Here is an 11,804-nt window from a genome sequence, read left to right on the forward strand (position 1 = left end):
GCCTCACCGGTTCGGCCTCACCAGGCCGCAGTACAGGCCCTCGATGGCGAAGTCCTGGTCCGGCTGCACCTCGATCGGCGCGTAGTCGGGGTTGCGCGGCAACAGGCGGATGCGGTCCTTGCCGATCTTCAGCAGCTTGACCGTGATTTCGTCGTCGACGCGCGCGACCACGATCTGGCCGCTGCGCGCATCGCGGGTGCGGTGCACGCCGATCAGGTCGCCGTCGAAAATGCCTTCGTCGCGCATCGAGTCGCCGCTGACCTTGAGCAGGTAGTCCGGCGATGGGTGGAAAAAGGCGCGGTCGAGCATCACGTAGCCGTGCGTGTCGGCATCGGCGCCGATCGGCGCGCCGGCAGCGACTCGGCCGAGGATAGGCAGGCGCAGCGCATCATCGTTGGCTGCCGACAGCACCAGTTCCTGTTGCGGCGGTTGCGGTGCGTGCAGTAAGCGGATACCGCGGGCCCGGCCCTGCACTCGCTCGATGGCGCCGGCGGCTTCTAGTGCTTCGAGATGGTATTGCGCGGCACGCACCGACTTGAAGCCAAAAGCCCGCTGAACCTCGATCTGCGACGGTGGCATGCCCTCGCTAGCGATGCGCTCGGCGAGGAAGGCGAGAATAGCTTGTTGGGTGTCGCTCAGATCCATATAGGTAGTATTACTACTACCATCACACCCCGTCAACCCGTCCAATCTTCCCGTATTGCAAGCATCAAATTGAATTGATGCTTGCATTCTGACGAGCAGTCTAATATATTGCAAGCATTATCAGGAGGAGTGCTTGCATGAGTGCCAACGATCAGACTGTAGGTAAGGCGGCAGGCGGTCACGCCAGAGCTGCCGCGCTGACGCAATCAGAGAGGAAGGCAATTGCGAAAAAGGCTGCTGAAACAAGGTGGAAGCAACAAAGCCTCCCGAGGGCAACTCATGAGGGCGGCATCAAACTTGGGGAACTCGAAATTCCTTGTGCTGTTTTGGAGGACGGACGCCGACTCCTGACGCAAAGCGGTGTCATGCGCGCTTTGGGACGCGCGCGGCAGGCGAAAGGCCGCGGCCACTACGAAGCCGACGTTAATTTGCCTGCGTTCTTGACCGCGAAGAACCTTAAACCCTTTATTTCTAAGGATTTGGAGGTGACGTCAAGTCAGATTGAATTTCTGACCGCAAAGGGAACCAGAGCCTTCGGGTATAGCGCCGAACTATTGCCACGGGTCTGTGACGTTTATTTGCAGGCTAGAGATGCTGGCGCACTGGATAAGAGACAGCAGCATGTAGCTGTGCAGGCGGAGATACTGATCCGTGCGTTGGCCCAAGTCGGCATCGTTGCCCTGATTGACGAGGCCACTGGCTATCAGGGAATCCGACCGCAAGACGCACTCCAAAAATATCTGGAGATGATCGTTCGCAAAGAGTTGGCGGCTTGGGCGAAACGCTTCCCAGATGAGTTCTACGAGAACATCTACAAACTGAAGGGATGGGTCTGGCCGGGGATACAGAAGAATAGGTACAGCGTCGTCGCCCACTACACGCGGGATTTGGTCTATGAACGGATTGCTCCCTCGCTTCTTCAGGAACTGGAATCAAAAAATCCGAAGAACGAAAAAGGGGAAAGGAAAAGCAAATTCCATCAGTGGCTGACGGAAGACGTTGGGCATCCGATGTTGGCCCAACACTTGCATTCGCTCATCATGTTCCAGCGTCTAGCGATTTCCAGTGGCTACGGCTGGAATCGCTTTGTGAAGATGGTGGATGCGGTACTTCCAAAGAAGGGGGCTACTTTGGAACTTCCTCTGAACGATCCTAACGCGCCTTAGCCGCCCTCTTCGCAATCTGAACGCTCAAGTATCCCGAATTTCAAACTGAGGCACTGCCGACCGATCCGATACCGTGGGTCGGGGGCATAGCCCCGACCTACTGTTTGTTGCCATGGCTGGATACTCTGCAATTTACAGTGATGTCCCACGGGCGCAATGCCTTCGTGGAGATCGTGGCGAAGAGCATCGCCCCAAGAGCGCTCCTACCGGCGCCCGCCCCGCCACATCGAGAACAAAATCCACACCCCGCCCAGCGCGGCGCCGATGAACCCGGCCACGCCCACCCACAGCATCCAGCGGCTGGAGAACCCGCCACCATTGCTGTGCATCACGATCGACGAGCCGATGATCAGTGCGGCGGTGATGATGCCCATGGTCAGCCGGTTCGCGGCGCGGTCGACCTTGTCGCCGAAGGCCTTCAGCGTGGTCACCTCGATCTGCAGGTGCAGCCGGCCGCGCCGCGCGTACTGCAGCAGCCGGTGCAGGTCGCGCGGCATGTCGCGCAGCAGGTCGACCACGTTGCCCAGCGCGCGCTTGCCGCGTCGCGCCACCGCGACCGGAGAGTAGCGCGCCAGCATCGCCCGCTCGAGGAACGGCCGCGCCTCGCCGGCCATGTCGAAATCCGGATCGAGCTGGCGCCCCATGCCCTCCAGGGTCAGGAAGGCCTTGATCATCAACGCCAGTTCGGCCGGCAGGCTGAGCCCGTGCTCGCGCAGCAGCGCGGTCACGTCGACCAGCATCGCACCCATGCGCAGGTCCTTCAGCGGCACGCCGCGGTACTGGTCGACGAACACGTCGACCGCTTCCTGCAGGCGCCCTTCGTCGATGTCGCCGCTGCCTTCGGTCCAGTCGACCAGCACGTCGGCGACGCTGCGCGAATCCTGCCCCACCAGTCCGTGCAACAGGCGCACGATCTGGAAGCGGCGCTGCTCGGACACCCGCCCGACCATGCCGAAGTCGATCACGCCGATCGCGCCGTCGGGCATGTAGAAGATGTTGCCGGGGTGCGGATCGGCGTGGAAGAAGCCGTCCTCCAGCACCATCTTCAGCACGATGCCCGCGCCGGTGCGCGCCAGTTGCCGGCGGTCGAGCCCGGCGGCGTCGACCGCCGCCAGATCGCGGCCGGGGATGCCGTCCAGCATTTCCTGCACGTTGAGCCGCTCGCTGGTCCACTGCCAGTACACGCGCGGGATGACGATTTCCCCGTGGCCGGCGAAATTGGCGGCGATGCGTTCGGCGCTGCGGCACTCGGCGGCGAAGTCGAGTTCGCGGCGCAGCGACACGCCGAACTGCTGCACGATCCGCACCGGCTGGTAGCGCCGCAGTTCGGGCAATTCGGCCTCGGCGATCTCGGCCAGGTGCCTGAGCAGGCGCAGGTCGGCTTCGATGGTGTCCCTGATCCCGGGCCGGCGCACCTTGAGCACCACGTCGGTGCCGTCGGCCAGCACCGCGCGGTGCGCCTGCGCCAGCGAGGCGGCCGCGATCGGCACAGGATCGATCGCGGCGAAGACGTCGTCCGGGTCCTCGCCCAGGTCCTCGATCAGCTGCGGCAGGATGTCCTGGTAACGCAACGCGGGGACCGCGTTCTGCAGTTCGCTCAGCTCGGCGATCCAGGACGGCGGCAGCAGGTCGACGCGCGTGGCCAGCATCTGTCCCAGCTTGACGAAGCTGGGCCCCAGGTCCTGCAACGCGTGGCGGACGCGCGCAGGCACCTCGAGCTGCAGCAGGCCCTCCTCCGCCGCATGCCAGTGCAGCAGGTGGCCGGCGCGCTCCAGCGCCGCGGCCGCGCCGATGCGCCGGACCACGTCGCCGAAGCCGTAGCGGATCAGCACCGAGGCGATTTCCTGCACGCGGCCGAGGTCGCGCATCGTGCCCAGCCTTTCCCACATCAGGCGCCTCTCCCGTCGCCGCCGGCAGCGTGCGCTCCGAACATGGCTACAGCGCCTCCAGTCCCCGCAGCGCGGCGGCAACGGTTTGCCGGCGCACCGCCTCGCGGTCGCCGTCGAAGCGGAACACCTCCGCCTTCGCATAGCCGCCGCGGCGCTTCCACGCCACCCAGACCGTGCCGACCGGTTTCTCCGGCGTGCCGCCGCTGGGCCCCGCGATGCCGGTGACCGCGACCGCGACCGTGGCGCCGGAATGGATCAGCGCGCCGGACACCATTTCGACCACGGTTTCGCGGCTGACCGCGCCGAAGTCCTCCAGCGTCTGCGGACGCCCGCCCAGCAGCGCCTGCTGGGCCTCGTAGCTGTACGCGGCCATGCCGCAATCGAACCAGTCGGACGAGCCGGCGATGTCGGTCACGCACTTGGCGATCCAGCCGCCGGTGCAGCTTTCGGCGGTGACCAGATGGTCGTGGTTGTCGCGCAGGCGCGCGCCCAGCGCGGCGGCGAGTGCGGCGAGTTCGGCATCGGTGGGGATGTACGGGGCAACAGCCGGCATGGGGAAACGGCACCGTCGTGGAGGACGGTGCCGTTGTAGCCGAAACCGGCGGGTTTGTCGCCCCGTCCGGTCAATGCGTCCGGCCGGGACGGCGGTCAGTGGTAGTTGATGCGGAAGGTCACCCCGTACATCGCCGGCGCGCCGAGGAAGGCGTCGTAGGTGTTGCCGGGATTGCCCGGTTCCGGCGTGCCCAGCGCCTGCAGCGGCCCGTCGAAGCCGACCTGCACGTAGTCCTCGTCGAAGATGTTGGTGCCCCACAGTTCGACCGACCAGCGCTTGTTGCGCGCGCCGACGACGAAGCGGGCGTTGACCACGGTATAGGCGTCCTGCAGCTTCTCCGCGTCCAGGTCCGAACCGGTGTTGTACTCGGACATGTACTTGGCGCCGATGTTGAAGCGGCCAACCAGGCTGGCGCCGAAATCCCAGTCGTAGGTCGCCGAGGCCGACCCTGACCACTTCGGCGCGAAGCTCATCTGCGCGCCGGGCAGCTTGTACAGCGGGCCGGGGTAGACGAAGTCGCTGCCGGGGATGTCGTCGCCGTACTTGGTGTCGGCGTACATCAGGCCGGCCTGCAGCATCAGGCCGGGCGCGGCCTTCGGCTGCCACAGGATCTCGCTGTCCAGGCCCTGCGACACCACCTCGGGGATCGAGCGCACCACGAAGCTGGTGCCGAGGAAGCTGTTGAGCTGGAAATCGTCGTAGGTCTGGTGGAACAGCGTGGCGTTGAGCAGCAGGTTGCCGTCGGCCCAGGTGGTCTTGGCGCCCAGCTCGTAGCTGTCGACGAATTCGCCGGGGAACGAGGTGTCGGCCGTGGTCGGATTGATCGGCAGCGGATTGGTCGCGATGGCCGCCTGGGTGCGGTCGAGGTTGAAGCCACCGGCCTTGTAGCCGCGCGCCGCCGACGCATAGGTCATCACGTGCTCGTTCCAGCGGTAGGCGGCCTTCAGCGTGCCCGACCACTCCTTCTCCTCGCGTTCCTGGTGGGGCGTGCGGCCGTCGTGCAGCACGTTGGTCCACGGCAGGCAACTGAAGCTGACGATGTTGCCGATCAGGCTCTGCTGCGTCGCCGGCGGCAACGAGGCGAACGGCACGCCGCGCGCGGTCAGCGCCGCGGCGATGCGGCCGATCGCGGCCTGGCTGATGCCGGCGGGGCCGAAATACGACGCGCAGCCGGGGCTGCCGTTGGGATTGTCGTAGACGGCATCCAGCGTCTTCTTCTCGTGCGTGTAGCGCAGGCCCAGGGTCAGGTCGAGCGCGTCGGTGGCGTGCCAGGTGTTGTTGGTGAAGATGGCCGCGTTCTTCGCGTTCTGCTTGTACTTGTCCAGGGCGCCGAGCCCGGCGAACACGGTGCCGGGCGCGCGGCCGGTGGCGTCGGCGAGGAAGGTCGCCGCGTTCGGCAGCGTGGCCAGCGCCGGGTTGATCCGCGACAGCAGGCCGATCGACAGGTACGGTTCGTAGGCCGGGCCGATGCGGTAGCTCTCGGTGCGGTCCAGATCCTCGTCGGCGTAGAACAGTCCGACCAGCCAGTCGACCTTGTCGGTGGCGCCGGTCAGGCGCAGTTCCTGGCTGAAGGTCTCGAAGCCGTTGAACGACTCGTCCTCGTCCGGGTTCATGTAGATCAGGTCGGCCGTGCTGAAGTCGAAGTCGCGGCCGTTGATCGCCTGCCAGTCGCGTACCGCGGTGATCGAGGTCAGGGTGGCGCCGCCGAACGCGGACAGGTTCCAGTCGACCTGCGCCTGCACGCCCTTGTCCTTGATGTCCTGCGCGGTGCTGCGGTTGCTGTAGGCCAGCCGCTTCCACGGGTCGGCCGGGATCGCGATCGCGTTGCCGCCGCCCAGCGCGTTGATCAGCGGCGCGGTGCTGCCGCTGATCAGCTGCACCGCGGTACAGCAGTTCTCTTCGCGGCTGGTGAAGTCGCCGGCGAGCAGGATCTCGACGTTGTCGGTCGGCTCCAGCAGCAGCTTGCCGCGCACGGTGTGGAAGTTCTGGTCGTAGTCGTCGGTCTCGGTGCGCGGACCGGCGCCGGTCTCCACGTCCATCCAGCCGTCGCGCTTGCGCTTGGCCGCGTACACGCTGAACGCGATGTTGTCGCCGAGCGCGTCGTTGTAGCTGCCGGCCACGCCGAGCGCGCCGTAGTTGCCGACGGTGACCTCGCCCTCGGCCAACTGCGAATAGCTCGGCTTGCGGGTGACCACGTTGATCACGCCCGCCGAGGTGTTCTTGCCGAACAGCGTGCCCTGCGGGCCCTTCAGCACCTCGATGCGCTCGAGCTGGCCCAGGTCGCCGAAGCCGACGCTGTTGCGCGGCCGGTACACGCCGTCGATGACCACGCCGACCGACGACTCCAGGCCGACGTTGTCGCCGACCGTGCCGATGCCGCGGATGCGCGCGGTGGTGATGGCCTCGTTCTGGGTGCTGGTGACGGTGAGGCCCGGCACCAGGATCTGCATGTCCTTGATGTCGCGCACGCTGGTGTCCTGCAGCAACTGCTCCGACAGCGCGGTCACCGCGATCGGCACGTCCTGCGCGGCTTCCACGCGCTTCTGCGCGGTCACCGTCATCGTCGCCAGCGTGGTGGGTTCGTCCTTCTTCTCGTCCGGCGCAGCCGGCGCGGCTTCCTGCGCATGGGCTTGCGACAACGCACACAGGGCGGCGAGCACCGCCAGCGACAGCAGACGGCACTGCGGTTTCGAAACAATCATGGTGTCCCCTCCCAAGGTCATCCTGAACGTTCGGATCGTCGATTTTTCGGGTGTGACGCTGGTCGTGCGCGCCCACGCATCCGGCGCTTCCCCTGCACCCGGGCCGAAATTAACACCCCCATCACAAATCGGCATTTTGCGACGCACCCATACGGCCCCGGGCGCAAGCGGATGGTCAACCGGCAGTACCGGAGCGCGGCCGGGCCGGCGCACTGCCGGGCTTGTTTGCGGTTCCGTCCCGGCCGTCCCCGGGCCTTCACCGCCCGCCCGGTCCGGCCCCGTCGCCGTTGATGGAGGTTCGGCTCAGCGCAGCGACCACACGCTGTTCGGGTCGCCGTCCGACCCGCGGCGCAACGTGGCCCGCGCCATGCGCCAGAACACAAGCGCCATGGCCAGCGCGATGGCATCGACGAAGAAGCGCTGCCAGTGGCCATGCACGAACGCCGCGGGCAGGTGTTCGCCCGAGCCGAGCCAGCCGGCCAGCGGAATGGCCGCGGTCAACAGCGCGCACAGCCACAGCAGTTCGTGCCCGGCGCGCGCCGGCCGGCGCAGCGCGGCCCACGCGACGCTGGCGAAGAAGACGATGAAGTAGAGGCGCGGCGCCCAGGCTTCCGGCAGCAGCGCCCCGGCCAGGAACGCCGCCGACACGCCGGCCACGCAACCCAGGCAGACGCCCAGCGTCAGCGCCGCCATCACCCGGGTGCGGCGCGGCTGTTCGGGCTGGCGGCGCTTGCGCCGCGCCTCGATCCACAGCAGGTTGCCGCTGTAGAACAGGAACGCGCCGGCCAGGCCGAGCGCGAAGTACAGCCACTTCACCGCGTATTCGCCGAAGTTGCCGAAATGCAGCGTGTACAGGCCGTACAGCAGCGCCCTGCCCGGCGTGTAGTGGCGCGGCTCGGAAACGGCGACCACGTCGCCGCTCGTGGCGTCCAGGGCGACACCGGCCAGATTGCTCAGGCGGCGCTGCGCGACGGCGCCGTAGACCGTGGCCCGGGCGTTGGCATCGCCGGCATTGTCGAAATCGATTCCCTCGGCCCGCAGCCCCGGGACGGCCGCTTCCGCCCGGCGCAGCAATTCCGCCACCGGCAGCATCGGCCTGGCCACCCCGGCCGGCGCCACGTGCGGCGCGACTTCGAAATCCGCTTCCAGCACCTGCATCAGCTTGCCGTCGTAGACCAGCGACTGGAACGGCGCCAGCAGCAGGATGCCGATGGTCAGCACCGCGCCGCTCCAGGCGAAGACGACATGGAACGGCAGCGACAGCATGCCGACCACGTTGTGCGCGTCCTGCCACAGCCGCTTGATGTTCCTGCCCAATCGCAGCGCGAACAGGTCCTTGAAGAATCCCGGTGCGTAGATCGCCACGCCGCTGACCAGCGCGAGCCCGTACAGGATGCAGACCACGCCGAACAGGTAGGTACCGAAGGCGCGCGGCAACCCGGCGGTGAAATGCAGGTCGTAGACGAAATCGACGAAACCCGAACGCGGCGGCGTTTCCTCCAGCACGGCGACGTCGTCGGGAACGAAACGCCGCTGCTCGCCGCGCGATTCGTCGTACCAGTAGACCGACGGCTGCGGGCCGTGCTCGCCGGGCAGCACCAGGTAGACGCCGCCTTCCTCCAGCGGCTGCTCCAGCACCGCGTCGAGCAAGGCCTGCGAACGCCCGACCGGATCCGCGGCCGCCCGCCCGGCCGCCGGCCGCTGCCAGTCGCCGAGTTCGTGGGTGAACACGGTGATCGCGCCGGCGTAGAACGCGATGAACAACAGCATGCCGGCAAGCAGCCCGACCCAGGTATGCAGCGACAGGAAGGTGCGCAGCGTCGCCGCCTTCATGCGCCCGCCCCGGCCCAGCCGAGCCATTTCGACAGATGGATCAGCGCGAAGCACAGCAGCGTCGCGCCGCCCAGCCACAGCCATGCGCGCAGCCCGCTCCTGAAGGCGAAGGCCAGCGACATCGCACCGATCCAAACCGGGAACGACATCAGCAACCACGGCAAGGCGACGATCTCCTGCCTGCCCGGCCACAGCAACGCGATCAATCCCACGAGGCCGACCGTCAGCGGCAGTCCCAGCAGCGCGGCGGCCAGCGATCTAGCCCACATGGCCGCGCTCCCCGCGGGGCGCGCCGCGCGCCTGCCGCCATGCATCGATGTACGGCAGCAGCACCGCTGCCAGCATGACCGCCGCCGATGCCGCGAACACGCCCGCCCAGGTGCCGAGCGCCGCGATCGCCGCCGCGAGCGCGAACGCGACGCACAGCCACGCCGCGACGCGCAGTGCGCGCGCATGCCCGCGCGCGCGTTGCCACAACCGCTGGTGCGCGCAGGCCAGGTAGAAGCCGAGCGCGGCCAGCAACGAGAGGAAGAGATAGGCTGCCGTCATGTCGGTGGCTCGTCGATCGCCGTCAGAACCGCCAGTCCAGGCTCAGCGAGTAGTTGCGCGGCGCGCCGTAGTAGCCGACCTGGTAGAGGCTGGTGACGTATTTCTCGTCGGCCAGGTTGTTGGCGTTGAGCCGCAGGGTGGCGTTCGGCACGAAGTCCCACGCAACGAAGGCGTTCAGCACCGCATACGCAGCCTGCCGGACCGTGTAGCCGGTGTAACTGTCGAGGCCCGAAGTCCTGCTCTGCCAGCGACCGCCCAGGCCGAAGGCAAGCGCCGGGTACGACGGCAGCTTCGCCGCCACCTGCAGGTTGGCGGTGTGGCGCGGGTACCATTCGTAGACGTCTTCGCCGTCGGGCCCGGTCAGTTCCAGCGTGGTGTAGCCGAGCACGGCGCTGACGTGGTCGCCCAGCCGGCCGACGGCCTCGAACTCGAAACCCTCGGACTCGACGTCGATGCCGGTGTAGTAGTACTGCAGGTCCCCGGTCACGCCGGCGTAGGTGGACAAGCCCTCTTGTTCGGCGCGGAACCAGGCCAGCGTGGTCAGCAGGCGCTTGCCGAGCCAGTCCTTCTTCACGCCGACCTCGTAGTTCACGCCCTTCGATGGGTCGAGGTAGTTGCGGTCGATGTCGTACTGGTCCTGCGGCTGGTAGATGTCGGAATAGCTGACATAGCCAAGCAGGCTGTCGGTGAAGTCGTAGGTCAGGCCGCCGTACGGGCTGGTCTCGCGTTCGGTCTGGTCGAACAGCACGCCGGAGTTGTCGCCGTCGCGGTGGTACTCGGCGAAGTTGAAGCCGACGACCGCCTTGAACCGGTCGGTGAGCGCCAGCCGGGCGACGCCGTAGACGCGCTTGAGCCGCTGGTCGAGCACGCTGTAGAAGGTCTTCGGCCCCCAGTCCGGTTCCGGCACCGCGTTGCCGGCATAGGGGAAGCCCGGCAGTGCATCGAAGCCCGAATCCGGGGCATGGTTCCAGTACGTCTGCTCGCTGCGCGCGACGCTCGCGCCGAGGATCGCCTCGTGCTCGCGACCGAACAGCGTGTAGCGGCCGCCGACCGAGACATCGCCCAGGTGGGCGGTGGTTTCGTCGACGTACTTGCCGGGCCAGCCGTAGAGGCCTTCGCCGGTCTGCGGATCCAGGCCGGTGCTGCTGTAGGCGAAGAACAACTGGTCGTCGTTGCCGCTGCGGCGGTAGTTGTAGGAGGCCTTGAGCCGCCAGTCCGGCGACAGTTCGTGGGTGTATTCGGCGAATCCGTTCTGGGTCGTCGTGTTCCAGTAGGTCCAGTCCTGGGTCGTCGACGCGCTGGTGTCGAATTCCGCCTGCGTGCCGTCGTTGTTGACCAGCGTCAGCGCGCCCCACATGTTGCCGTCGGTCCTGTTCGCCTGCCAGGCGTAGCCCAGCGCCAACGTGCCGCGCTCGCCGACCTGGCCATCGACCACGCCGTAGAGGAAGCTGCGGTCGTTCGCGAAATCGCGCAGGTGCGACCCGCCCTCCTCGTGGGCGGCCACGATGCGCGCGGCCCAGCGGCCGTCGTCGGTGACCGGCGACGAATAGTCGCCCTGGATGCGCCGGTTGTCCCACGAGCCGGCGCTGATGCCGACGCCGCCCTGCCCTTCATTGGTCGGCCGCTTGCGCACGTAGTTGACCGTGCCCGCCGCATTGCCCACGCCGGTCAGCAGGCCGTTCGCGCCGCGGATCACCTCCAGCTCCTCGTAGCCGTAGGAATCCAGCGCGCCGGTGACGATGCCCCAGTCGTTGGGCAGGCCCACGCCGTCGATCTGGTTGTTCTTGATCTCGAAACCGCGCGCGGCGTAGTTGGTGCGGTTGGTTTCCCACTCCTCGACGCTGATGCCGGTCGCCAGGCGCAGTGCGTCGTTGATGGTGTCGGCGCCGAACTGCTCCATCTGCTCGCGGGAAACGACGCTGATCGACTGCGGCGTCGCCTTGATGTCGAGGTCGAGGCCGGTGGCGCCGCTGCTCACGCGCTGGGCGCGCTGGGCGACGACCAGGACGGCATCCAGCTCGGTGGCACCGGGCCCGGACGCGTCGTCGGCAGGCTGGGCATGGGAGTGGGCGGCGGCCAGCAGGCCGGCGGCCAGCAGGGAAATGCATGGAAAGCCGGCCCGGCGGCGGGAAGCGTTAGGCATGGATGGGGTCCCCGATGGGTCATTGGGGACGCGGCGATCTGGCTAACGTCCGACCCCACCATCTTAAATGATAATAATTGTCATTAACAACCATGTCCTGCCTTGCCGCGGCTTCCGCCCTGCCCGTCGGTGAGCCGGCACCGGAAGCGGCGCCGCAACCCTCCGGCATCGGCGCCTCCCGCGGGCGGGTAGACTTGGTCCCTTTCCGCCTTGTCCCGCCCCTGTCGCTTACACCCATCTCACGCTGCCGACGACGCGGCTAGTCGTCGAGCATGGGTGCGCTCTGCAGGTTACAGAAGAAACGAGCATGAACGCGCATATGCA

The 11,804-nt window shown here is 67.1% G+C and carries 9 protein-coding genes; 1 reads left to right on the forward strand and 8 read right to left on the reverse strand.

Annotated features, from left to right (window positions below):
* Positions 1 to 3: 3 nt before the first annotated feature.
* Positions 4 to 645, reverse strand: a complete 642-nt coding sequence (gene lexA / locus CSC71_RS02730; RefSeq protein WP_162372807.1) for a transcriptional repressor LexA — start codon at positions 643 to 645, stop codon at positions 4 to 6.
* Between the two features lie 137 nt (positions 646 to 782).
* On the opposite strand from lexA, the gene CSC71_RS02735 reads away from it, so the two are divergent.
* Positions 783 to 1,811: a P63C domain-containing protein gene (locus CSC71_RS02735; protein ID WP_162372808.1), complete on the forward strand. Its 1,029-nt coding sequence runs from the start codon at positions 783 to 785 to the stop codon at positions 1,809 to 1,811.
* 203 nt (positions 1,812 to 2,014) lie between these two features.
* On the opposite strand, the gene CSC71_RS02740 is transcribed toward CSC71_RS02735, so the two are convergent.
* The 7 genes from CSC71_RS02740 to CSC71_RS02770 all read right to left on the reverse strand — a co-directional run bounded on the left by CSC71_RS02740 (position 2,015) and on the right by CSC71_RS02770 (position 11,480).
* Positions 2,015 to 3,700 (reverse strand): ABC1 kinase family protein, encoded by a 1,686-nt coding sequence (locus tag CSC71_RS02740; RefSeq protein ID WP_162372809.1) that lies wholly within the window; start codon positions 3,698 to 3,700, stop codon positions 2,015 to 2,017.
* 46 nt (positions 3,701 to 3,746) lie between these two features.
* Positions 3,747 to 4,253, reverse strand: coding sequence for a CinA family protein (locus tag CSC71_RS02745; protein WP_162372810.1), 507 nt, complete (start codon positions 4,251 to 4,253; stop codon positions 3,747 to 3,749).
* 95 nt (positions 4,254 to 4,348) lie between these two features.
* Positions 4,349 to 6,955 carry a TonB-dependent receptor gene (locus CSC71_RS02750; protein ID WP_162372811.1) on the reverse strand — a complete coding sequence of 869 codons (2,607 nt, stop codon included), beginning with the start codon at positions 6,953 to 6,955 and terminating at the stop codon, positions 4,349 to 4,351.
* Between the two features lie 303 nt (positions 6,956 to 7,258).
* Positions 7,259 to 8,788, reverse strand: a complete 1,530-nt coding sequence (locus CSC71_RS02755) for a PepSY-associated TM helix domain-containing protein (protein WP_162372812.1) — start codon at positions 8,786 to 8,788, stop codon at positions 7,259 to 7,261.
* A complete protein-coding gene (locus tag CSC71_RS02760) occupies positions 8,785 to 9,057 on the reverse strand; it encodes a hypothetical protein (protein ID WP_162372813.1) in 273 nt (90 codons plus the stop codon). Before CSC71_RS02760 ends, CSC71_RS02755 begins: the two co-directional genes overlap by 4 nt.
* Positions 9,047 to 9,337 (reverse strand): hypothetical protein, encoded by a 291-nt coding sequence (locus tag CSC71_RS02765; RefSeq protein WP_162372814.1) that lies wholly within the window; start codon positions 9,335 to 9,337, stop codon positions 9,047 to 9,049. Before CSC71_RS02765 ends, CSC71_RS02760 begins: the two co-directional genes overlap by 11 nt.
* A 22-nt stretch (positions 9,338 to 9,359) precedes the next feature.
* The gene (locus CSC71_RS02770; protein ID WP_162372815.1) at positions 9,360 to 11,480 is read right to left on the reverse strand and encodes a TonB-dependent siderophore receptor; all 2,121 of its coding nucleotides are present in this window, start codon (positions 11,478 to 11,480) and stop codon (positions 9,360 to 9,362) included.
* Positions 11,481 to 11,804: the final 324 nt, after the last annotated feature.

Source organism: Pseudoxanthomonas sangjuensis (assembly GCF_010211755.1).
Taxonomy (GTDB): Bacteria; Pseudomonadota; Gammaproteobacteria; order Xanthomonadales; family Xanthomonadaceae; genus Pseudoxanthomonas_A; species Pseudoxanthomonas_A sangjuensis.

Excerpts from the sequence above, each read along its gene's own strand:
- lexA (WP_162372807.1), bottom strand. The coding sequence starts at position 645 with ATGGATCTGAGCGACACCCAACAAGCTATTCTCGCCTTCCTCGCCGAG.
- CSC71_RS02735 (WP_162372808.1), top strand. The coding sequence starts at position 783 with ATGAGTGCCAACGATCAGACTGTAGGTAAGGCGGCAGGCGGTCACGCC.
- CSC71_RS02740 (WP_162372809.1), bottom strand. The coding sequence starts at position 3,700 with ATGTGGGAAAGGCTGGGCACGATGCGCGACCTCGGCCGCGTGCAGGAA.
- CSC71_RS02745 (WP_162372810.1), bottom strand. The coding sequence starts at position 4,253 with ATGCCGGCTGTTGCCCCGTACATCCCCACCGATGCCGAACTCGCCGCA.
- CSC71_RS02750 (WP_162372811.1), bottom strand. The coding sequence starts at position 6,955 with ATGATTGTTTCGAAACCGCAGTGCCGTCTGCTGTCGCTGGCGGTGCTC.
- CSC71_RS02755 (WP_162372812.1), bottom strand. The coding sequence starts at position 8,788 with ATGAAGGCGGCGACGCTGCGCACCTTCCTGTCGCTGCATACCTGGGTC.
- CSC71_RS02760 (WP_162372813.1), bottom strand. The coding sequence starts at position 9,057 with ATGTGGGCTAGATCGCTGGCCGCCGCGCTGCTGGGACTGCCGCTGACG.
- CSC71_RS02765 (WP_162372814.1), bottom strand. The coding sequence starts at position 9,337 with ATGACGGCAGCCTATCTCTTCCTCTCGTTGCTGGCCGCGCTCGGCTTC.
- CSC71_RS02770 (WP_162372815.1), bottom strand. The coding sequence starts at position 11,480 with ATGCCTAACGCTTCCCGCCGCCGGGCCGGCTTTCCATGCATTTCCCTG.